Genomic DNA, 20,576 nt, shown 5'->3' on the forward strand with positions numbered 1-20,576 from the left:
CGCACGCGTTACGTTAAGCAGGATCCACCGCCTATCATGGATAACAGCTATCTGAGATGCAGGGTGCGGTGGATAACGGACGCGCCGCCGCCAGCGCGGAAGATGGCAGTCTTCGCCCTTCGGAGAGTTTCGCCATGGAAAACGCTGTGTACTGGAAAGGTCGTCAGGTCGGAATCGAGTGCGCCGGCCGGATTTTGTGGTTTTCTTCGGCGCCGCAGGAAGCGGTCGCGGCCTACGGCCCTCAGCGGGCGGAGCCGGCGCGTGTGGAAGACTCGATCGTGGCGCGTAATCTTTTCGTGACGGCGCAGTTCGACCGGCCGGGGTTTTGAGGATGAGACGGCGGTGCGGCGTGCTTTCGCTGTAGTGCGCGCAGAGGCGGGAAAGCAGGCTTGGAAAACAAAAAGCCCAGTCGCGAGGACTGGGCTTTTTGCTTGAATCTTGATGGTGCCGGAAAGAGGAATCGAACCCCCGACCTTCGCATTACGAATGCGCTGCTCTACCGTCTGAGCTATTCCGGCATCAGGAGAAACGAGATTATATGGACTTCTTTAGGAGTTTGGCAAGCCCCTGAACTCACTTTTTTGCTTCGAGATGGTAGCGGGTGACCCGGTCCACTTCGTTCTTCGAGCCGAGGAATACGGCCACGCGCTCATGCAGGCTCTTCGGCTGGATGTCCAGAATGCGTTTCTCCCCATTGGTCGCGGCGCCGCCTGCCTGCTCGACGATGAACGCCATCGGATTCGCCTCGTACATCAGGCGGAGTTTGCCCGGCTTGTCCGGCGTGCGCTTGTCGGCCGGATACATGAAGATGCCGCCGCGGTTCAGGATGCGGTGCACGTCCGCCACCATCGACGCGATCCAGCGCATGTTGAAGTCGCTCTGACGCGAGCCGTCCTTGCCGGCCTTCAATTCGCCGATGTATTGCTCGACCGGCGGATACCAGTGACGCTCGTTCGAAGCGTTGATCGCATATTCACGCGTTTCGACCGGAATGCGCATGTCGCTTTGCGTGAGCACCCACGACCCGAGCTCACGGTCGAGCGTGAAGCAGTTCACGCCGTTGCCCGTGGTCAGCACCAGCACGGTTTGCGGACCATACACCGCATAACCCGCGGCGACCTGCTGCGTGCCCGGTTGCAGGAACGACTGTTCCGTAGGCTGCTGGCCGTCCGGGCAGCGCAACACGGAGAAGATGGTGCCGATCGAAACATTGACGTCGATGTTCGACGAGCCGTCGAGCGGATCGAACACGAGCAGGTATTCGCCCTTCGGATAGTTCGCCGGGATCGGGAAGAACTGTTCCATTTCCTCGGACGCCATGCCCGCGAGGTTGCCGCCCCATTCATTCGCTTCGAGCAGGATTTCGTTCGACAGGATGTCGAGCTTCTTCTGCACTTCGCCTTGAACGTTCTCGCTGCCCGCCGTGCCAAGCGCATCGCCCAGCGCGCCCTTGCTGACGTGATAGCTGATCGCCTTGCACGCACGCGCGACGACTTCGATCAAAAGGCGCAGATCGGCCGGCAGGTTGTTGGTCTCGCGCTGCTGCTCGATCAGGTACTTCGTGAGAGTGGTACGACGTTGCAAAGCCATTGCTGTACTCCGGGAAGGCTTGAGGAATATTCCGATTTTAACCGTTCGTTGTGTCCGCTCCGTGCTTTTGCGCGCGAACCGTGTGCGGCAATGCCGCCGGGCATACCGACGCGTGGCGAAAATCAGGTTTTGCGGCGCGCCTTGCTCGCCGTAAGATTGCTGCTCACGCTCGCCGCAAGCGCCGCGGCCCGGGCGTGTTCGCTCGATACCTTGGGCATTTTCGGGCGATCCGCCTTTGGCATGGGTTCGATTTCACGTTCGATCTGTTCGCCGGCGGCGGCGGTGGCGACGCGCAGGTCGTAAGCGATTTGCAGGTTGAGCCAGAACTGCGCGCTAGCGCCGAAGTAGCGCTCGAGCCGCAGTGCCGTGTCTGCCGAGACGGCGCGCCTGCCGCGCACCACGTCGTTGATGCGCGGCGCCGGTACGCGCAGCGCCAGCGCGAGCGCATTGACGGACATGCCGAGCGGTTCGAGGAACTCGCTGTACAGAATCTTGCCCGGATGGATTTCCGGGATGCTCTTGCCAGTGTCGATATCCGAGAAATCGATGTTATCCAGATCGGAGCGTTTGATGACCATGCCGGTCTCCCAATAGTCAGTGATAGTCGACAATCTCGACATTGAGCGCCTCCCCGTCGACGAAATGAAAACAGATGCGCCATTGCGCATTGATCCGGATACTCCATTGCCCGCTGCGCTGGCCTTGCAGCGCTTCCAGCCGGTTGCCCGGCGGCGCGTGCAGGTCGCCGACGGACTCTGCGGCGTCGATCATGAGCAGCTTGCGGTAGGCGAGCTGCTGCATGTGAAGCGGCAGTGAGTACACGAACTTGCCCTGAAAAATTCTCGCCGTAGCTTTGTCGCCGAATGTCGTGATCATGGGATGATATAACGCGATGCGTTAAACGTAAACCGTTAAGTGAATACGTTTACTTTCACCCCGCCGGCGCGAGCCGGCCAGTCGTCCGGATGGCCAACGTTGCAGCCACGCGCCTCCTTGTGGGCGAGCGCAAGGCGAAAAAAAGCCGGCAACACGTGCCGGCTTTTCGAAGCGACAACAGCGCTCAGGCGCGCATCATGCCAACGCTTTCTCCACGATCTCGCGCACGTCGCGCGATTTCACCTGAGCGGCCACTTTCTCCAGTGCCGCACGCATGCCGTCGCGCAGCGTCGGCGTGAAGCGGCGCCACAATTCCAGCGAGCGGGCGAGGCGGGCGGCCACTTGTGGATTGATGGCGTCGAGCGCGATCACCTGATCGGCCCAGAACGCATAGCCCGAACCGTCTTCGGCATGGAACTGCGCCGGGTTCGCCGCGCAGAAGCTGAAAATCAGCGAGCGCGCGCGATTCGGGTTCTTCAGGTTGAAGGCCGGGTGGGCCATCAGCTTGCGCACGACGTCGATCACCGGACGTTGCGCGCTGCCGCGCTGCGTGGCCTGCAAGGCAAACCACTTGTCGATCACGAGCGGTTCCTTTTCGAAGCGCCGGTAGAAGTCGTCCAGTGCCTGCTGCGCCTCGGCGCTGCCGCCGTTGGCCGCCGATGCATTGAGCAACGCGGACAATGCCGCCGCGCGGTCGGTCATGTTGTTCGCCGAGTCGTATTGCGCGGACGCGAGACGCACGGCCTCGGCCGGATCGTCGAGTTCGGCGAGATACGAGAGCGCGAGGTTCTTCAACGCGCGATGACCGGACGCTTCCGGCGTGGCCTCGTATGCGCCCGGCGTGCGATGCTGCTCGTACACCTTGAGCCAGTCGCTCTTGAGCGCAGTGGCGAGACGCTTGCGCACGAACTGCCGCGCGGCATGCACAGCGGCCGGATTCGATTCGGCCATCTGTTCGGCCAGATACGCTTCCGAAGGCAGCATCAACGCCAGTTCGCGGAACGACGGCGAAAGCGTTTCGTCGGTCAGCACGCGCGCGAACGCGGCGACCACGGAATCGTCGAGTTGCAGCGGCACGCCCGTGGCGGCGCGTCCGGCGAGTGTGAGCAGTTCGCGCGTGGCGAGCCGCTGGCCGGCTTCCCAACGGTTGAACGGATCGCTGTCGTGCGCCAGCAGGAACGCCAGCTGTTCCGCCGAATAGTCGTATTCGACGATCACCGGCGCCGAGAAATTGCGCAGCAGCGAGGGCAGCGGCTCTTGCGCCACGTTGACGAACGTGAAGGTCTGTTCGGTCTGCGTGAATTCGAGCACGCGCGTGGTCGCGTGGCCGGCCTGCGCTTCGCCTTCCAGTTGCAGCGGCAGGTCGCGGCCGTCCTTGCCGATCAAACCGATCGCGAACGGAATCAGCAGCGGACCCTTTTGCGTTTCGCGCGCGGCCGGTGCACCTTCGCCGTAGCCTTGCGTGAGCGTCACGCTGTAACGTTTCTGCGCGGCGTCGTACTGCGTGCGCACGGACACGCGCGGTGTGCCGGCCTGGCTATACCAGCGCTCGAATTGCGCGAGATCGCGGCCGTTCGCGTCGGCGAGTGCGTGACGGAAATCGTCGCAGGTCACGGCCTGGCCATCATGGCGCTTGAAGTACAGATCCATGCCCTTGCGGAAGCCGTCGCGGCCGAACAGGGTTTGATACATCCGCACGACTTCCGAGCCTTTCTCGTAGACCGTCATCGTGTAGAAGTTGTTGATCTCGACGTAGCTTTCCGGGCGCACCGGGTGCGCCATCGGGCCCGCGTCTTCGGCGAACTGCATCTGGCGCAGCACGCGCACGTCCTCGATGCGCTTGGTGGCGCGTGCGGCTTCGTCCGTTGCGCCGCCCGCCATGTCGGCCGAGAACTCCTGGTCGCGGAATACCGTGAGGCCTTCTTTCAGGCTCAACTGGAACCAGTCACGGCACGTCACGCGGTTGCCGGTCCAGTTGTGGAAATACTCGTGGCCGACCACGGCCTCGATGTTCGCGAAGTCGGTGTCGGTTGCCGTTTCGGGATTCGCCAGCACGTACTTCGTGTTGAAGATGTTGAGCCCCTTGTTCTCCATCGCGCCCATGTTGAAGTCGCTCACCGCGACGATCATGAAGCGGTCCAGATCGAGTTCGAGCCCGAAGCGTTCCTCGTCCCAGTGGATCGAATGGATCAGCGAATCCATGGCGTGACGGGTCTTATCCAGGTCATGCGGCTCGACCCACACCTGCAGCAGCTTTTCCTTGCCCGAGCCGCTCTTCACGCGTTCTTCAAGCGCGACGAGCTTGCCGGCGACCAGCGCGAACAGGTAACTCGGCTTTCTGAACGGATCTTCCCAGCGCGCGAAGTGGCGGCCGTCCGGCAAATCGCCTTCTTCGAGCAGGTTGCCGTTCGACAGCAACACCGGATAATCGGCCTTGCTGGCGCGCAGCGTGACCGTGAAGGTCGCCATGACGTCCGGGCGGTCGAGGAAGTAAGTGATGCGGCGGAAGCCCTCGGCCTCGCACTGCGTGAAGAAGTTGCCGCCCGACACGTAGAGGCCCGACAGCGTGGTGTTCTCAGCCGGATTGCAAATGCTGGTGAGCGTGAGTTCGAATTGGTCCGGCACATTGTCGAGCAGCAGGCCGTGTTCGTGCGCGTGCGCATTGGTGAACGGCTGGCCGTCGATCGCGGCGCTGACGAACTCCAGCTGTTCGCCCATCAGTTCCAGATGCGCGGCGCGCGACGCCTCCGGATTGCGACGCACGCGCATCGTGTTCCGGACAACCGTGCGTTCGGGAAACAGATCGAACTCCAGTGCGACGGTGTCGATCAGGAAGGCGGGCGGCGCGTAGTCGGCGCGGCGAATCACATTGGGCGTTGCGGTATCGGCCATGGCGTTCTGTAGTGTTGGAACTCGAGTCGGCAGGCGCGCTTCTGGCGTGCGAGCCGGGCATGTCGAGCCATTGTACAAAGCCTCGGCGAATTGTGCGGAGCGAACTTTTTACCGAATTTACCGGTCAGCGTATTATCGGGCGCCCGCGTGATGAAAAAGCCTGCGCGCCTACGGGGCCGGTCATGACGGACAATACAGAGACATTGAGAAGCTTCACGAGGTAGACCATGAAATTCGATCGATGGACCCGCCGCGTCGCGCTGCTGCTAGCCGCGCTGACGGTGCTGCTTTCCGGCTGCACGACCTACGTGACCACTCAGGTCACGGCCTTCTCCGACTGGAGCGGCAACGACGCCACCCGCACCTATGCATTCACGCGCGCCGCGGACCAGCAGAACAATCTCGAACTGAGCACCTACGAGCGCTTTGTCGCGAATGAACTCGCCACGCATGCTTTCCGCCAGGTCGATAGCGGCCAGGCGCGTTATCTGGTCGGCCTGTCGTACGGTATCCGTTCGGATATGGTGACGGTCGCGGAGCCGGTGTATTACAACCCTTGGCCCGCGCCGTATTGGGGGCGGCCATTCGATCCTTGGGGTCCATGGGGACCGTTTCCCACTACGTATGTGAACCAGAGCTATCCGATCTTCACGCATCTGCTGGGCATACGGATCACCGAGCGGGCAACCGGCAAAGAGGTGTACAACGTGACGGCGCGCAATTCGGGCGGGGAGTCGTCGCTCGTGCGGGCTATGCCGTATCTGGCGCGTAGCGCGCTGGCCGATTTTCCGCTCGGTAACGGCGTCGTCCACACAGTGAAGATTCCGCTCGACAAGAACGGCGGCGCATCGAACGAAATCGCCGCTACCGGCGCCGCGCCCGCGGCCGCGCCGGCTCCGGCGTCTGGCGCGAAAGTCATTCAGTAGTTCATGCCGAGTGGCGGCGCGCGGCGGCGCGAAGGCTGGCAGTGAACAAAACGAACGGCCCGGCAGGTCATCCTGCCGGGCCGTTCGTTTGGCTGACGCCAAGCCAAGCCAAGCCAATTGCGAAGCGCGAAGCGCCCGCCAAGCGCCTGGAACTGCCAGCCGGCCGCATCACGAACACCGACCAGGCGCCGACTGAACGCCGACCTAAACGCCCACGCCGAACAGCGCCATCGTCCCGAGAATCACGAACATCACCGCCGCGATACCGTGCACGAGTTTGGTCGGCAGCCGATGCGCGAAACGGTCGCCGAGCAGAATCGCGGGCACGTTGGCGATCATCATGCCGAGCGTGGTGCCCGCCACCACGCCGAAGAAGTCGTGAAAACGCGCGGCGAGGGCCACCGTGGCGATCTGCGTCTTGTCGCCCATTTCCGCGAGAAAGAACGTCACCACGGTCGCGCCGAACACGCCGAAGTGCGTGCGGTTGGTATTGGCCTCTTCGTCGTCGAGCTTGTCCGGAACGAGAATCCACAGCCCCATGCCGATGAACGATACGGCCAGTGCCCAGCGCATGATGGTCGGCGTGAGCAGCGAGCCGAGCCAGGCGCCGAGTGCGCCCGCGCAGGCATGATTGACGAGCGTGGCGACGAGCACGCCGAGAATGATCGGCAGCGGCTTGCGATAGCGTGCCGCGAGGACGAGCGAGAGCAATTGCGTCTTGTCGCCGATCTCGGCGAGCGCGACTGCACCGGTCGAAATGAGAAAAGCGTGATCCACGTTATGTTGATTCCCCGGGCCGAGAGATGAACGAGCGACGACCCACGACACGCCGGGCCCTGTTGCGGCGGTGTGTGGATCATCGGTCTCGCCAGGCCAGAGGCTGCGGCTGCCATGGCCGTGCAGGCCAAGTCTGTTGACAGGCGCCCCCGCGAACCACACGTGCGACGCACCCGATGACAGCGGTGCGCACGTGCCGCGAGGCGGCTACTCCCCAATGAGGGACGGAGTATAACAGGCATGGCGCCAGCCGATAATCGACTCCGTCAGCCGCGTACGCCATTGGATCTCCCAAATTGCGGGCTTGAGATAGGCCAGGCGTCCTCGACCGGTTATAACGTCGGCGAGTTGCTCACGCGGAAGCCTTCCAATCTGAAACATTGTTTAAGAAAGTTAGTTGAAAGTAATGATGTAATTCCGCGAAATGCTTCTGCGCTCGTGTCGACCGCAACCCGTGTCGCGAGCGGCTTTGGCACCTGGCCGCGCAGCCGGAAATCGCGCCGCAGGCGCGCGCAAAGGGTTTTTGGCGGGGCGTCGCTCGATAGATACGGATACAGATGGATACGTCTTTTGTGGCTGATTTATCCCAGAATATTCAGTATGATTCGGCGACCCTAGGGCGCCTGAGGCCATCCTCCAGACAAATCGGCGAGGGTGCCTAAATAAACGGGGCCATGTGCCGTTAAATCGCTGAACCCTATATAAGATCAGACGATTGGATCGACCCCGGCTGGAGATTGCCGGTCCGCGCGGCGCGTACACGCTGTGACGGTGCCGTATTCCGTCAGGCGCTTCAGCCTCTCCTCGCTTCTACGCGCGAACACCGATATGCCCGATCTGCAATGGACCGTTCCGGTCGCTCGCTGGTCTAGCTGGCCTGCTGCCGCATCTGCCGCACCCGATATCGGCTTCATCGAGCCGATCGTGCGGCGCCGTCTGAGCACTCTGTCCAGAGTGGCGCTGAAGGTGGCGCACGACTGTGTCGCCCAGAACGCTGCGCGGGTCGTTTTCGCGTCGCGCCACGGCGAACTGCGTCGCACCACGGATATCCTGCGCGCCATTAGCGCGGGCGAGCCGGTGTCGCCTACCGCTTTCAGCCTGTCGGTGCTCAATGCCATGACCGGCGTGTTCGGTATTGCGCGTGGCGACCGGTCGGCGGCGAGTGCGATTTCGGCCGGCGCGGAAACGCTCGGTTACGCGCTGCTGGAAGCGCACGCACAGTACGCCACCCAGCCGGATTCGCCGATGCTGCTGGTCTATGCGGACGAACCGGCCGACCCGGCTTACGGCACGATCGAAGACGAAGTGCCGGGCGGCGCGATCGCGATCCTGCTCGATAGCGAAACGGTGACGGGCGAATTGGCGTGTGTCGTTTCCCGCGCTGATCTGCGGGAACCCCCGCCGGTGAGTCAAACCTCCGCGGCCGAGGGCCGAGTGGGCGAGCGGGAATCCGCGCCGGCGAGCGAACCTGTGGCAAGCGAGGCCAGCTCCCCGACCGTTTTCGCGACCCAGAGCCAGGCCGTGCAGCATTGTCTGGAAACCGGCCTGCCCGCCGCGTGGCAAGGCGCCGGCGCCACGTGGCATTGGAGTTGGCATGATCGCGCGGCTTGATTATTGCTGGCGATTCTGCGCGACCGGCATGGCCTTCGTGGTGTTCGGCGTATGCGGCGTGCTGTTCTCGGTGGTGGTGTTTCCGCTTGCGTGGGTGTGGCCGCACCGTGCATCGCGCCAGTTCGCGGTGACGAGCGTGATTCACTGGTTTTTCCGTGCGCTGGTCGCGGTGTTGCAGCGCATCGGGGTGATGGAACTCGAAGTGTCGGGCGTGCAGGCGTTGCGCGCGGAAAGGCCGGCGATCGTGGTCGCCAACCACCCGACTTATCTCGACGTGATGGTGCTCCTGTCGCTCACGCCGCATGCCTGCTGCGTGGTGAAAAACGCGCATTGGAGCAACCCGTGTTTCTGGGGCATCGTGCGTTCGGCGGAGTACGTCAGCAATGCCGATCCCGCGGAGCTCGTCGAGGCCGGCGCGAAGCAGCTGGCCGCTGGCTATACGATGATCATTTTTCCGGAAGGCACGCGTAGCCCCGGGCCGAACCGGTTGCATGCCTTTTCGCGCGGTTTCGCGCATATGGCGCTGAAAGTCGGCGCTCCCATCGTTCCGGTGCTGATGGATTGCGACCCGCCCGCATTCACCAAGCAGATGCGCTGGTACGACGTGCCGGCACGCGCGTTCAGAATGCGCGTGAACGTGCTCGAGCCGCTCGGCGTCGATCAGCTCGCGGCCCATGACACTCCACCGGCTCTCGCGGCGCGCAGCGTGACGAGCGCCGTCGAAGCACACATTACTCAGCACCTGTTCGATTATGGATTCTTTAAAACTGGAAATTAAACAGCTTCTGATCGAAGCGCTCGATCTGGAAGACCTGAGCCCGGCCGATATCGACGACGACGCACCGTTGTTCGATACCGACGGCATCGGTCTCGATTCGATCGACGCGCTCGAAATCGGCATCGTGCTGCGCAAACAATACCAACTGACCATCGCAGCGAACGACGAACGCACGCGCGAACACTTCCGCTCGATCAGCACGCTGGCCGCGCTGGTGGCGAGCCAGCGCGAAGCGACGCACGCTGTGAACGAAACAACCAGAAAGGGGGAGTAAATCGTGTCCGAGGCAGAGATTCTGGAGCGCATCCGCGCTATCTTCAAAGAGAACTTCGCGATCGAGCCCGAGCGTGTCACGCCCGAAGCGCATCTGTTCGAGGACCTCGATCTCGACAGCATCGACGCTGTCGACCTCGCGATCAAACTGCAGGAAATGACCGGACGCCGCATCAAGCCGGAAGAGTTCAAGTCGGTGCGCACCGTCGGCGACGTGATCGGCGCGGTCGAGTCCCTGCTGGCGGCACAAGGCTGATGTCCGTCGCGCGCTCGCGAACGCAAGCGGCGGCGCGGCGGGCCGACGATGCCTCGCCCGGCGCCGGGCGCCACTTCGGCAAAACCGTCGTGCAGGTGCTGTTGAAGCTCGCGTACCCCGCGCTGATCCTGTGCGCGTGGCGCTGGGACACGCCGCGCTACGTCGGCTGCATGCTGTTTGCGATTCTCTGGCTGCAGCGCTGGGCCGGTAGCGGCCCGGTCGCGACTTCGCTGCGGCGGCTCTCCACGATCGACTGGAGCGTGGTTGGTCTGCTGAGCTGCGCGTCGGCGGCGATCGTGCTGACCAATAGCGAACTGCTGTTGCGTCTGTATCCGTCGCTCGTCAATCTGGGCCTGTTGATCGCGTTTGGCGCGACACTCGTGCGCGGGCCGTCCATGATCGAAAAATTCGCGCGCCTCGGCAATCCGGATCTGCCGCCGGGCGCGGTGCGCCATACGCGGCGTGTGACGCAGGTGTGGTGTGCGTTCTTCGTGCTGAACGGCGTGTTTTCCGCTTATACCGCGTTGTATTGGAGCCGTGCCAACTGGTCGCTGTATAACGGCGCGATTGCGTATGGGTTGATCGGCGTGCTGCTGGTGGCCGAGGTGATCTGGCGTTACCTGGTCGTGCTGCCGCGTGCCGCGCGTTCGGAGGCGGCATGATCGCATTGCATGATCTGTTGTCGGTGGTTCATGAGAGCGCCGCGTTGCAGGAGCCCGTATGCCGCGATGGCGCCAAGGTGCTCGACCGCGCGGCGTTTCGCGCGCGCGTCGCCGTGTTGATCGCGCTCTTGCAAACGCAGGGCGCGCAACGCTACGCACTCTGTATCGACGATCCGTTCGATTTCGCCTGCGCGCTTTTCGCGCTGCTCGCGTGCGGCAAGGAGCCGGTGATTCCGGCCAACTCGACGCCAGGCTATCTCGCCGATCTCGCCGATGCGTATGACGTGGTGCTGACGGACGCGGATTTGCCGCTGTTCGAGCTTTCGGCCGGAGCCAACCTCGGTATCAACGCCGAAGCTGAAGTCGACGCCGACCTCGACACGTTGGCACACGTCAATGCAGCGGCGGCGGAGCAGGCCGGAGTCGCCACTGACACCGGCATTGGAAGCGACGAGGCCGCCTCAGCGCACGCCGGAGCCACCATTGGTATTGGAAGCGCCCAGGCAGCCTCAACGCAAGCCGGAGCCGCCACCGGCACTGCAAACGCCCAGGCAGCCTCGGCGCACACGTCTCGCGGCGCTCTCACGATCGACCCGCAAGCCCCGCTCACGCTCTACACCTCGGGCAGCAGCGGCCGCCCCAAGCCGATCCGCAAGACGCTCGCGCAGTTCAACGCCGAAGTGCACACGCTGGAACAGCAGTGGGGTGCGTTGATCGGCGACGCGACGATGCTCGCGAGCGTGCCGCATCACCACATTTACGGTTTGCTGTTTCGCGTGTTGTGGCCGCTTGCCGCCGGCCGCGCGTTCGACCGTGCGATCAGCATCGAGCCGTTGCATTTGCAAACGCAGATCGAGCAATGCGGCGCGGCGGTGATTGTCTCGACACCGGCGCAATTGTCTCGCTGGCCCGCCTTGCCTGGCTTCGCGGACTTGACGCCGGCGCCGCGCGCGGTCTTTTCATCGGGCGGCCCGCTGGCGTTTGAAGCCGCGCAGGAATATGCCGCGGCTTATGGCGCCGCGCCGCTCGAAGTCTACGGCAGCACGGAAACCGGTGGCATAGCGTGGCGGCGCCAGGATCAGACAGATGCCTGGCAACCGCTATCCGGCATCGAAGTGCGCCGCGACGAAGACGGTGCGCTGAACGTCCGCTCGCCGCATCTCGATCACGCCGGCTGGCATCGTACCGACGACAAGATCGCCTTCGACGCCGATGGCCGTTTCCGTCTGCAAGGCCGGCTCGACCGCGTGCTCAAGCTCGACGGCAAGCGCGTGTCGTTGCCGGAACTGGAAGCGCGCCTCGCGCTGCATCCGTATGTGGCGCAAGCGGCGATCGTGCCGCTCGCCGGCGCCTCGCGCGAGCGCGTCGGCGCCGTCGTGGCGCTCACGGACGCCGGTGGCGCGGCATTGCGCGACGAAGGCCGCGTGGCGCTCGCCAAGATCCTGCGCCGGCATCTCGCCGAATACTTCGACGTGGTGGTGCTGCCGCGCCACTGGCGTTTTCGGGTCACGCTGCCGTTCGACGCGCGCGGCAAACTGCCGGTGGCCGCCGTGGCGGCCGCCTTCGAGCCGCGTAGCGAAGGCGTCGAGGTGCTGGCCGAAGCGCGCAGCGGCGACACACTGCATTACGAGTTGCGCGTGCCGCCCACGCTCGCGCATTTCGCCGGCCACTTTCCCGGCCTGCCGATTCTGCCCGGCGTCGTTCAGGTCGACTGGGCCGTGCGCCTCGCCGCCGACCACTTGCCGGCCGTGCGGGCGGTGGCATCGATCGATCGTCTGAAGTTCATGGCGCCGGTTTCTCCAGGCGCGGTGCTCGCGCTCACGCTCGCTCACGACGCCGCCCGCCGGCGCCTGCAGTTTGCATACCGCGCGAAAGGTCGCGAATGCGCGTCCGGTGTAATCGTCTACGGGGCGCCGGCGTGATGACCTTCTCCCCATGCATCGTCATTCCGATCTACAACCATAAGGATGCGATCGGCGCGACCGTCGCTCATCTCGCGGTTCACGGCCTGCCGTTTTTTGTCGTCGACGACGGCAGCGACGAGGCCACCCAGCAAGTGCTCGCCGCGCTCGCGCAGCAATACGCAGGGCAGTTCACGCTGCTGCGGCTGCCGGTCAACGGCGGCAAGGGCGCGGCGGTGATGGCGGGGCTGCGCGCCGCGCGCGAGGCCGGCTACACGCACGCGCTGCAGATCGACGCCGACGGCCAGCACGACGCCACGGACGTGCCCCGTTTCATTGAAGCGGCGCGCGCCGAACCGGGCGCGGTGATTCTCGGCCGGCCAATCTATGACGAGAGCGTGCCGAAAGCGCGTCTCTACGGCCGTTATCTCACGCATGTGTGGGTGTGGATCGAAACGCTTTCGCTGACCATCCGCGATTCGATGTGCGGCTTTCGGCTCTATCCGCTAGCGCTGGCCTGCAATCTGATTGACAGCGTGCGGCTGCCCACGCGCATGGACTTCGACATCGAGATCCTCGTGCGTCTGTACTGGCGGCGCGCCGCGTTCCGTTCGATTCCGACGCGCGTCACCTACGCGAGCGACGGCGTCTCGCATTTCGACGTGCTGTGGGACAACGTGCGCATCAGCCGCAGCCATACGCGGCTCGTGTGCGGCATGCTGTGGCGTCTGCCGGTGCTGCTCGCGCACAAGGTGATGCCGCGTCGCGCGGCACTTGTGGATGGGCCGGCGAGCGAGAGCGAGCAGGACTGGTGGCGTATCGCCGAACGCGGCAGCCATCTGGGCATGTCGTTGCTCGCGCTCAGCTGCAAGCTCTTCGGCCGACGTTTCACCGCGCTCTGGCTGCACCCGATCGTCGCGTATTTTCTGCTGACGGGCCGCGCCGCGCGCGAGGCCTCCAGCAACTACTTCAGGCATCTCGGCAAGACTGCGCCGCAGGGCGACACGCCGCGTCCGGGCTGGTTGTCCGCGTACCGCCATATGCTGGCGTTCGCGCAGTCGGGCTTCGACAAGCTCGCCGCGTGGTCGGGCCGCGTCAACAATGCGGACGTCAAGTTCGAAGATCCTTCGGCGTTCGAAGCATTGGTGAAGAGCGGCAAGGGCGCGCTCGTGATCGGCGCGCATCTCGGCAATCTGGAGATGACCCGCGCGCTCGCCGCGCAGGGCGCCTATGCGAAGGTCACGGCGGTCGTCTATACGGAGCACGCGCGCCGCTTCAACAGCGTACTGGCCTCGGCCAATAGCGAGTTCGCGAAACATCTGCTCGAAGTCAGCGACTTCGGACCCGAGACCGCGATGATGATGCAGGAGCGCGTCGACGCCGGTGAATTGCTGGTGATCGTCGGCGACCGCGTGCCCGCGCACGAAGCGGGCCGCACGACGGAGGCGCAATTTCTCGGCTCGACCGCGCCGTTCGCGCAAGGGCCCTATGTGCTCGCGCATGCGTTGGGTTGCCCGGTCTATCTGTTCTTCTGTCTGAAAGAGCACGACGGTTACCGCCTGTATTTCGAACCGTTCGCCGAGCGTATCGAGTTGCCGCGCCGCGAACGCGCGCAGCATCTCGCCGCGTGGGCGCAGCGCTATGCCGTGCGGCTCGAACATTATTGCCGCAAGGCACCTTATCAATGGTTCAACTTCTTCGATTTCTGGGCCAGCCCCAAGCGAGGCGCAAATGGCCGAACATGATCTGATCGATGTGCCGAATGCGGGCGCCAACGTGAACAAGGCGGCGGTCGTCATAGGCGGTCGCAAGCTGACGATCGAAGAGGTCGTCGCGATCGCGCAGCATCGCGCGCCGGTTGCGTTGAGCGCCGATCCGGCGTGGCGCGCGCGCATCCAGCGCGGCGCGGATTTTCTGCGCCGGCATCTGGCCGCGGGCGCGACCGTGTACGGCGTGAACACCGGTTACGGCGACGCCTGCGTGGTCGACGTGCCGATGGAACTGGTCGAAGCGTTGCCGCTGCAACTCACGCGTTATCACGGCTGCGGGATGGGCCAGTATCTCGACGACGCGCAAACGCTCGCGGTGATCGCCGCGCGGCTCAACTCGCTTGCTTATGGTTTTTCCGGCGTGCGTCCGGTGTTGCTCGAACGTCTGGCCGATCTGGTCAATCATCGTGTGTTGCCGCGCATTCCGTCGGAAGGCTCGGTCGGCGCGAGCGGCGATCTCACGCCGCTCTCGTATGTGGCCGCCGCGCTCGCGGGCGAACGCGACGTGATGTTCGAAGGGCAATTGCGCAACGTGCGCGAGGTGTGGAGCGAACTCGGCCACACGCCGCTCGCGCTCGCGCCAAAAGAAGGGCTCGCGCTGATGAACGGCACCGCCGTGATGACCGGTCTCGCCTGTCTTGCGTTTGCGCGCGCCGATCATCTCACGCGGCTGACCGCGCGGCTGACGGCGCTGTGCACGGTCGCACTCGACGGCCGTGCCGCGCATTTCGACGCGATGCTCTTCGAAGTGAAGCCGCACGCCGGCCAGGCCGAAGCGGCGGCATGGATTCGGGACGACCTGTCCGGGCGCGACGACACGCCGGGTCACCGTCTGCAGGATCGCTATTCGATTCGCTGCGCGCCGCATGTGATCGGCGTGGCGCGCGACGCGCTCTCGTGGGTGCGCCGCGATGTCGAGAACGAACTGAACAGCGCGAACGACAACCCGCTGATCGACCCGGACAATGAACGCGTGCTGCACGGCGGCAACTTCTACGGCGGGCATATTGCGTTCGCGATGGATTCGCTGAAGGTTGCGCTCGCCAATCTCGCCGATCTGATGGACCGGCAACTCGCGCTCCTCGTCGACGTCAATTTCAATAACGGCTTGCCGCGCAATCTGTCGGGCGCCACCTCCGCGCGCGCCCCGATCAATCACGGGTTCAAGGCGGTGCAGATTTCGTCGTCCGCATGGACCGCTGAAGCGTTGAAAAACACCATGCCCGCGAGCGTGTTCTCGCGCTCCACCGAGGCGCACAACCAGGACAAGGTCAGCATGGGCACGATTGCCGCGCGCGATTGTTTGCGCGTGCTGGAGTTGACCGAGCAGGTCGCCGCCGCGCATACGCTCGCAACGGTGCAAGCCGCCCGGTTGCGCTTGAAGATCGACAGCGGAACGCCGGTTCCCTCGCCGCTGCGAACGTTCATGGACAGGGTGAGCGCGCAGTCGCCATTCGTCGACGAAGACCGCGCACTGGAACACGAGCTGCGCGCGCTGACCGCGCGCATTGCAGCGTGCGATTTGCTGCAGGACTATCGCGGAGGATCGAACGCATGAGCGTTTCCCGCAAAGTGCTGAGCGCGAGCGCGACGGTGGAAGTGCCGTTCCATGACGTCGACGCGATGAACGTGTGCTGGCACGGGCATTATCTGAAGTACTTCGAAATCGGCCGGGCGGCGCTTCTGCGCGCGTTCGATTACGACTATCGCGAGATGCAGGCTTCGGGCTACCTGTGGCCGATCGTGGAAGCGCATCTGAAGTACGTGCGGCCGGCCACCTATGGGCAGCAGATCGAAGTGCGCACGCAACTGCTCGAACACGAAAACCGCCTGAAAATAGGCTATGAAATCGTCGATTGCGTGTCTGGCACGCGATTGACCAAGGGCTACACGATCCAGGTCGCGGTCGACGCCGCCACGCAGGAGTTGCAGTTCGTCTCGCCGCCGGTCGTATTCGAGAAACTGGAGCGCGTATGGGGACGATGAAATTGCGCGCCATGCTGGTGGGAGCATTGAGCGCATTGAGCGTGACGGGCGTCCTCAGCATGTTCGCTGTGAGCGCATGGACGCAGCCCGCCTTGGCGGCATCGACGACCCAGGCCGCGCCTGCCGCGGGCAACCCCGCACTCGTCTCGCAGATCGCCACGCACCTCGCGCAAGCCAAGGGCGTGCGCGCGCAATTCACGCAGACGCAAACGCTCGCCGCGATGAAGCAGCCGCTCGTGAGCACCGGCTCGCTGCTATTTTTCCGCGAGCGCGGCGTGATCTGGCAGATCGACAAGCCCTACAAAACCACCTATGTCATCACCGATGCCGGCGTCGCCGAAGTCGACGCCAACGGCCAGCGCGTCACGACTCACGGCGCACAGGGCACGCGCGGCGTCGCGCAAGTTTCGAAGATGATGCGCGCCATGCTCGGCGGCGATCTGTCGGCGCTCTACTCGCAATTCGACGTAGAGGCTCAAGGCAGCGCCGCGCAGTGGCGCATGCAACTGACGCCGAACCAGCCGCAGATCGCCCAGTCGATCAAAGGTCTGGCGATGAGCGGCGGCGACTATCTGCAGAGCTTGCGCATCACGCTGGCGAACGGCGACATCACCCAGCTCGACTTCGCGAAGAGCGCGGCCGTGAGCGACCTCACCGCGGCTGAACGCGGCTTGCTCGGGGCGCCGTAATGGACATGCTGCAACAGCGGTCCACGAAACAGGCGTGGGGCATGCGCGCCGCGTGGCTGCTGCTCGCGCTCGCCGCGGCACTGTATTGCGGTTGGCGGTTCGCCGGACCGTCGCCGTTGCAAACCAATCTGCTTGCGCTATTGCCCGCGACCGAGGCCGATCCCGTCGCGGAAAAGGCGGTGGATACGCTCGCGAGCGCGCTCGGCGACCGCACCGTTTTTCTCGTCACCAGCAACAACGACGCGCACGCGAAAGCCGCGGCGAAACAACTGGGCGCGGCGTTGCAAAAGAGCGGCGCGTTCGGTTCGGTGACGGCGGAGTTGCCGCCGTTCGATCTGTCGCAGATAACGGCGCTGTATATGCCGTATCGATTCGGCTTGCTGGCGCCGACGGACCGCACGGCATTGGCGGGCGGCGCGACGGGCGCCACGTTGCGCGACACGCTCGCCCAGCGCATCTATAGCCCGCTGCGCGGCGGACTGACCACACCGCTCGCCGACGATCCGTTCGGCTGGCTCGAACACTGGCTCGGTGGCCTGCCGCTCGCCACCTCGAATCTCGAACTCGAAGACAACATGCTGGTCGCGCATCAGGGCGCCGCCACCAGCGTGCTGATCGTCGCGACGCTGCCGGGTTCCGCCTACGAGACGAAGACGCAGCATGCCGTGCTCGCAGCGCTGGCCCAAGGCGAAAGCGCGTTGAAGCCTTCGTTCCCCGACGTCTCGGTGGCGCGGACCGGCGCTGTGTTTTACGCGGAAGCGGCGCGCAGTGCATCGGAACATGAAGTGCATCTGATCGGCATTGCGTCGCTGTGCGGCGTCGCACTCCTGATGATGTGGGTGTTCCGCTCGCCACGTCTGCTGCTGCTCGGCTTCGTCTCGACCGCGCTCGGCATTGTCTGTGCGCTGGCGGTGACGATGCTGGTGTTCGGCAAACTGCATCTGTTGACGCTGGTGTTCGGCGCGAGCCTGATTGGCGAGGCCGTCGACTATTCGATCCAGTACTTCGTGGTGCATCTCGGCGCGCAACGCGATTGGGACGCGCGGCGCGGCGCGCGCGCCGTGCGTCCCGCGTTGAGCGTGGCGCTCGCGACAAGCCTGCTCGGCTACGCGATCCTCGCCTGGGTGCCGTTTCCCGCGCTCAAGCAGATTGCTTGTTTCGCGATGGCGGGCATCACGACGGCCTTCGCGTCCGTGCTGTGGTTGCTGCCCGCGCTGCTCACGCGCGCGCCCAAACGCAGCCCCAAGCGCGTGTTCGCGGGCGCGGCGCGTGTGCTGACGGTGTGGCATCGCACGATCGGCGGCAAGCGGGCGTGGTTCGTGGCGGCGCTGCTGCTGTTGCTGGCGATTCCCGGCTGGCTGCGTCTAACCAGCGACGACGATATCCATCTGCTGATCCAGCGCGACCCGGCGCTCGTCGCGCAGGAAGACAAGGTGCGCGCGGCGGTCGGCGTGGATAACAGCGCGCAGTTTTTCGTGGTGCGCGGCGAGACGCCGGAGCTCGTGCTCCAGCGCGCCGAAGCGTTGGGCACGAAACTGGATGCGCTGAACGGCACGGCGAACAAGGTCGGCAGCTATCAGTCGGTCGCGCAATTCGTGCCGTCCGCGAAACGGCAGAGTGAAGACCGCGCGTTGCTCGCGCAACACGTGTTCGACGAGCGCGCCGCACTGCGCGCCACACTCCTGCAAGCAGGCTTCAAGGACGAAGTCGCCGACGCGTGGCTCGCTGCGTATGCGAAACCGCAAGCCCCGCTGACGGTCGATACGTGGCTCGCGGCACCGTGGTCACAACCGTATAAACACCTTTGGCTCGGCGAAGTCGACTCGTCGACGAAAGCCTATGCCGCGGTCGTCATTCCGCAAGGCGTGACGCCGCAGAACGAACCCGCGCTGATCGCGACGGCGCAGAGCTTGCCCGGCGTCGTGTTCGTCGACAAGGCCGCCAGCGTGTCGAAACTGTTCGGCGCGTATCGCGTGGATAGCGGTTGGTGGCTCGGCGGCGCGCTAGCTCTCGTGCTCGTTCTGTTGATGCTGCGCTATCGCGTGCGCGGCGGCGTCGCCGTGACTTTGCCGGTGCTGCTTGCCGTGGGCGTCACGCTCGCCGCATTCGGCTATGCGCGCGTACCGCTCAATCTGTTCAACTGGCTCGCGCTGATGCTCGTGCTCGGCGTGGGCGCAAACTATGCGGTGTTCCTGCGCGAAGGCTGCCAGCGCGCGGACGCCGATCTCGGCGCGGTGTGGACGGGGGTGTTGTTGTCCGCGGCCACCACGCTGTTGTCGTTCGGCATGCTCGGCATGAGCGCGATGCCCGCGCTGAAGAGTTTCGGCGCGACGCTCGCGCTCGGCATCGCGGTATCGGTGCTGCTCGCGCCGATCGGCATGCCATCGGAATCAAGGAGGGCCGCATGAAGGCGCCATCAGTTTATTTGCACGCGCTCGGCATGATCAACGCGCTCGGCGGCGACCTCGACAGCATCGTTCCGGCGCTCGCCGCCGGTCGTTCGCCGGGTATGGCGAACGCGCATACGGGCATCGGCGAGGCGTTCGTCGGCAGCGTGTTCACGCCGCTGGAGATGGCGCCGCGCGCCGAACTCGCCCGCTACGACTGCCGCAATAACCGCCTGCTGCTCGCCGCGCTGGCGCAGATCGCACCGGCCATCGACGCGGCACGCGAGCGCTACGGCGCGCATCGCGTCGGCGTGGTGCTCGGCACCAGCACGTCGGGCATCGAAGCGGCCGAAGCCGCGTTCGTCTACCAGGCGCAAGCAGGTGATCTGCCGGCCAACTTCAACTACCGGCAAATGGAGATCGGCACGGCCGCGCCGTTCGCCGCCGCCGCGCTCGGCCTGCAAGGTCCGGCGTTCACCATTTCGACCGCGTGCACGTCGAGCGCGAAGGCGTTTGCGTCGGCGCGCCGGCTGTTGCAATTGCACCTGTGCGACGCCGTCGTGGTGGGCGGTGTCGATTCGCTGTGCGAGTTGACGGTGCAGGGTTTCGCCTCGCTTGAATCGACCAGCGCCACGCGCACCAATCCGATGAGCCGCAATCGTTGCGGAATCAATGTCGGTGAAGGCGCGGCCGTGTTCCTCATGAGCCGCGACGAAGCGGCAGTGCGCCTCGCGGGCGTGGGCGAATCGAGCGACGCGCATCACATTTCCTCGCCCGACCCGCAGGGCGTGGGCGGCGAGATCGCGCTGCGCGCGGCGCTTGCCGAGGCGGGCGTCGAGGCGTCGGCGATCGGCTATGTGAATCTGCATGCCACTGCCACGCGCAAGAACGACGAGATGGAAGCCAACCTGATGTCGCGTGTTTTCCCAGGCGGCGTAGCGACGAGCGGCACCAAGCCGTTGACCGGCCACCAGCTCGGCGCGGCGGGCGCCACCGAACTCGGCTTCGCGTGGCTGACGCTGGCGCGTGAGAACGTGGCGTTGCCGCGGCATCTGTGGGATGGCGAAGCCGATCCGTTATTACCGGTGCTGGATCTGGTCGAGAGCGAACGTTTCCTGCCGCGAAGCGGCGCGCAATTCGTAATGAGCAATTCATTCGCTTTCGGCGGCAGCAACGTCAGCCTCGTTCTTGCCCGATGAGTTG

General features: G+C 64.6%; 19 protein-coding genes, 1 tRNA gene and 1 riboswitch. Of the genes, 14 read left to right on the plus strand and 6 right to left on the minus strand.

Translation table 11 applies throughout. The features are described 5' to 3' along the window. The first annotated feature begins 134 nt into the window (after positions 1–134). Positions 135–329 carry a hypothetical protein gene (locus AC57B1_RS34565; RefSeq protein ID WP_091801068.1) on the plus strand — a complete coding sequence of 65 codons (195 nt, stop codon included), beginning with the start codon at positions 135–137 and terminating at the stop codon, positions 327–329. Between the two features lie 113 nt (positions 330–442). Here AC57B1_RS34565 and AC57B1_RS34570 read toward each other — a convergent pair. The 5 genes from AC57B1_RS34570 to pepN form a co-directional block, all read right to left on the minus strand. Then, a tRNA-Thr gene (locus AC57B1_RS34570) sits at positions 443–518 on the minus strand. A gap of 55 nt (positions 519–573) precedes the next feature. Next, complete coding sequence (locus AC57B1_RS34575) at positions 574–1,590, minus strand: class 1 fructose-bisphosphatase (RefSeq protein ID WP_091799881.1); 1,017 nt, start codon at positions 1,588–1,590, stop codon at positions 574–576. Positions 1,591–1,712: 122 nt separating this feature from the next. Continuing rightward, complete coding sequence (locus AC57B1_RS34580; RefSeq protein ID WP_408354231.1) at positions 1,713–2,168, minus strand: HigA family addiction module antitoxin; 456 nt, start codon at positions 2,166–2,168, stop codon at positions 1,713–1,715. Between the two features lie 16 nt (positions 2,169–2,184). Continuing rightward, entirely contained in the window at positions 2,185–2,466 is a 282-nt protein-coding gene (locus AC57B1_RS34585; RefSeq protein ID WP_408354229.1) for a type II toxin-antitoxin system RelE/ParE family toxin, read from the minus strand. Positions 2,467–2,661: 195 nt separating this feature from the next. Beyond that, a complete protein-coding gene (gene pepN / locus AC57B1_RS34590) occupies positions 2,662–5,358 on the minus strand; it encodes an aminopeptidase N (RefSeq protein WP_496419956.1) in 2,697 nt (898 codons plus the stop codon). A gap of 227 nt (positions 5,359–5,585) precedes the next feature. Here pepN and AC57B1_RS34595 point away from each other — a divergent pair, with 227 nt between their 5' ends. Beyond that, complete coding sequence (locus AC57B1_RS34595; protein WP_496419957.1) at positions 5,586–6,284, plus strand: DUF4136 domain-containing protein; 699 nt, start codon at positions 5,586–5,588, stop codon at positions 6,282–6,284. Positions 6,285–6,488: 204 nt separating this feature from the next. Here the strand turns inward: AC57B1_RS34595 and AC57B1_RS34600 are convergent, their stop codons facing one another. Next, a complete protein-coding gene (locus AC57B1_RS34600) occupies positions 6,489–7,061 on the minus strand; it encodes a TMEM165/GDT1 family protein (protein WP_408354655.1) in 573 nt (190 codons plus the stop codon). An 11-nt stretch (positions 7,062–7,072) separates the two neighbouring features. Then, positions 7,073–7,289: riboswitch (yybP-ykoY riboswitch) on the minus strand. Between the two features lie 600 nt (positions 7,290–7,889). On the opposite strand from AC57B1_RS34600, the gene AC57B1_RS34605 reads away from it, so the two are divergent. The 12 genes from AC57B1_RS34605 to AC57B1_RS34660 are packed head-to-tail and all read left to right on the plus strand — an operon-like array spanning position 7,890 to position 20,572. Beyond that, complete coding sequence (locus AC57B1_RS34605; RefSeq protein ID WP_408354657.1) at positions 7,890–8,672, plus strand: beta-ketoacyl synthase chain length factor; 783 nt, start codon at positions 7,890–7,892, stop codon at positions 8,670–8,672. Next, complete coding sequence (locus AC57B1_RS34610) at positions 8,656–9,450, plus strand: lysophospholipid acyltransferase family protein (protein WP_091799900.1); 795 nt, start codon at positions 8,656–8,658, stop codon at positions 9,448–9,450. Before AC57B1_RS34605 ends, AC57B1_RS34610 begins: the two co-directional genes overlap by 17 nt. Continuing rightward, positions 9,425–9,724, plus strand: coding sequence for a phosphopantetheine-binding protein (locus AC57B1_RS34615; RefSeq protein WP_091799903.1), 300 nt, complete (start codon positions 9,425–9,427; stop codon positions 9,722–9,724). The genes AC57B1_RS34610 and AC57B1_RS34615 overlap by 26 nt, the downstream gene beginning before the upstream one ends. 3 nt (positions 9,725–9,727) lie before the next feature. Next, positions 9,728–9,979, plus strand: coding sequence for an acyl carrier protein (locus tag AC57B1_RS34620; RefSeq protein WP_007180827.1), 252 nt, complete (start codon positions 9,728–9,730; stop codon positions 9,977–9,979). After that, positions 9,979–10,641 carry a COG4648 family protein gene (locus tag AC57B1_RS34625; RefSeq protein ID WP_408354661.1) on the plus strand — a complete coding sequence of 221 codons (663 nt, stop codon included), beginning with the start codon at positions 9,979–9,981 and terminating at the stop codon, positions 10,639–10,641. The genes AC57B1_RS34620 and AC57B1_RS34625 overlap by 1 nt, the downstream gene beginning before the upstream one ends. Beyond that, positions 10,638–12,563, plus strand: coding sequence for an ApeI family dehydratase (locus AC57B1_RS34630; protein ID WP_496419958.1), 1,926 nt, complete (start codon positions 10,638–10,640; stop codon positions 12,561–12,563). The genes AC57B1_RS34625 and AC57B1_RS34630 overlap by 4 nt, the downstream gene beginning before the upstream one ends. After that, complete coding sequence (locus tag AC57B1_RS34635) at positions 12,563–14,287, plus strand: glycosyltransferase family 2 protein (RefSeq protein WP_496419959.1); 1,725 nt, start codon at positions 12,563–12,565, stop codon at positions 14,285–14,287. The genes AC57B1_RS34630 and AC57B1_RS34635 overlap by 1 nt, the downstream gene beginning before the upstream one ends. Then, positions 14,274–15,869 carry an HAL/PAL/TAL family ammonia-lyase gene (locus AC57B1_RS34640; RefSeq protein WP_496419960.1) on the plus strand — a complete coding sequence of 532 codons (1,596 nt, stop codon included), beginning with the start codon at positions 14,274–14,276 and terminating at the stop codon, positions 15,867–15,869. The genes AC57B1_RS34635 and AC57B1_RS34640 overlap by 14 nt, the downstream gene beginning before the upstream one ends. Beyond that, on the plus strand, positions 15,866–16,297 hold the full coding sequence (locus AC57B1_RS34645) for an acyl-CoA thioesterase (protein WP_091799917.1): 432 nt from the start codon (positions 15,866–15,868) through the stop codon (positions 16,295–16,297). The genes AC57B1_RS34640 and AC57B1_RS34645 overlap by 4 nt, the downstream gene beginning before the upstream one ends. Next, positions 16,285–16,986 carry a LolA family protein gene (locus tag AC57B1_RS34650; RefSeq protein WP_496419961.1) on the plus strand — a complete coding sequence of 234 codons (702 nt, stop codon included), beginning with the start codon at positions 16,285–16,287 and terminating at the stop codon, positions 16,984–16,986. Before AC57B1_RS34645 ends, AC57B1_RS34650 begins: the two co-directional genes overlap by 13 nt. Beyond that, positions 16,986–19,394, plus strand: coding sequence for an MMPL family transporter (locus AC57B1_RS34655; protein WP_496419962.1), 2,409 nt, complete (start codon positions 16,986–16,988; stop codon positions 19,392–19,394). The genes AC57B1_RS34650 and AC57B1_RS34655 overlap by 1 nt, the downstream gene beginning before the upstream one ends. After that, positions 19,391–20,572, plus strand: a complete 1,182-nt coding sequence (locus tag AC57B1_RS34660; RefSeq protein ID WP_496419963.1) for a beta-ketoacyl-[acyl-carrier-protein] synthase family protein — start codon at positions 19,391–19,393, stop codon at positions 20,570–20,572. Before AC57B1_RS34655 ends, AC57B1_RS34660 begins: the two co-directional genes overlap by 4 nt. Positions 20,573–20,576: the final 4 nt, after the last annotated feature.

The organism is Paraburkholderia sp. BGA-UO-ETr-F21 (genome assembly GCF_059567925.1).

What these genes read in the sequence shown, in the direction of transcription:
- AC57B1_RS34565 (WP_091801068.1), top strand. Translation starts at nt 135, where the DNA reads ATGGAAAACGCTGTGTACTGGAAAGGTCGTCAGGTCGGAATCGAGTGC.
- AC57B1_RS34575 (WP_091799881.1), bottom strand. Translation starts at nt 1,590, where the DNA reads ATGGCTTTGCAACGTCGTACCACTCTCACGAAGTACCTGATCGAGCAG.
- AC57B1_RS34580 (WP_408354231.1), bottom strand. Translation starts at nt 2,168, where the DNA reads ATGGTCATCAAACGCTCCGATCTGGATAACATCGATTTCTCGGATATC.
- AC57B1_RS34585 (WP_408354229.1), bottom strand. Translation starts at nt 2,466, where the DNA reads ATGATCACGACATTCGGCGACAAAGCTACGGCGAGAATTTTTCAGGGC.
- pepN (WP_496419956.1), bottom strand. Translation starts at nt 5,358, where the DNA reads ATGGCCGATACCGCAACGCCCAATGTGATTCGCCGCGCCGACTACGCG.
- AC57B1_RS34595 (WP_496419957.1), top strand. Translation starts at nt 5,586, where the DNA reads ATGAAATTCGATCGATGGACCCGCCGCGTCGCGCTGCTGCTAGCCGCG.
- AC57B1_RS34605 (WP_408354657.1), top strand. Translation starts at nt 7,890, where the DNA reads ATGCCCGATCTGCAATGGACCGTTCCGGTCGCTCGCTGGTCTAGCTGG.
- AC57B1_RS34610 (WP_091799900.1), top strand. Translation starts at nt 8,656, where the DNA reads ATGATCGCGCGGCTTGATTATTGCTGGCGATTCTGCGCGACCGGCATG.
- AC57B1_RS34615 (WP_091799903.1), top strand. Translation starts at nt 9,425, where the DNA reads ATGGATTCTTTAAAACTGGAAATTAAACAGCTTCTGATCGAAGCGCTC.
- AC57B1_RS34625 (WP_408354661.1), top strand. Translation starts at nt 9,979, where the DNA reads ATGTCCGTCGCGCGCTCGCGAACGCAAGCGGCGGCGCGGCGGGCCGAC.
- AC57B1_RS34630 (WP_496419958.1), top strand. Translation starts at nt 10,638, where the DNA reads ATGATCGCATTGCATGATCTGTTGTCGGTGGTTCATGAGAGCGCCGCG.
- AC57B1_RS34635 (WP_496419959.1), top strand. Translation starts at nt 12,563, where the DNA reads ATGACCTTCTCCCCATGCATCGTCATTCCGATCTACAACCATAAGGAT.
- AC57B1_RS34640 (WP_496419960.1), top strand. Translation starts at nt 14,274, where the DNA reads ATGGCCGAACATGATCTGATCGATGTGCCGAATGCGGGCGCCAACGTG.
- AC57B1_RS34645 (WP_091799917.1), top strand. Translation starts at nt 15,866, where the DNA reads ATGAGCGTTTCCCGCAAAGTGCTGAGCGCGAGCGCGACGGTGGAAGTG.
- AC57B1_RS34650 (WP_496419961.1), top strand. Translation starts at nt 16,285, where the DNA reads ATGGGGACGATGAAATTGCGCGCCATGCTGGTGGGAGCATTGAGCGCA.
- AC57B1_RS34655 (WP_496419962.1), top strand. Translation starts at nt 16,986, where the DNA reads ATGGACATGCTGCAACAGCGGTCCACGAAACAGGCGTGGGGCATGCGC.
- AC57B1_RS34660 (WP_496419963.1), top strand. Translation starts at nt 19,391, where the DNA reads ATGAAGGCGCCATCAGTTTATTTGCACGCGCTCGGCATGATCAACGCG.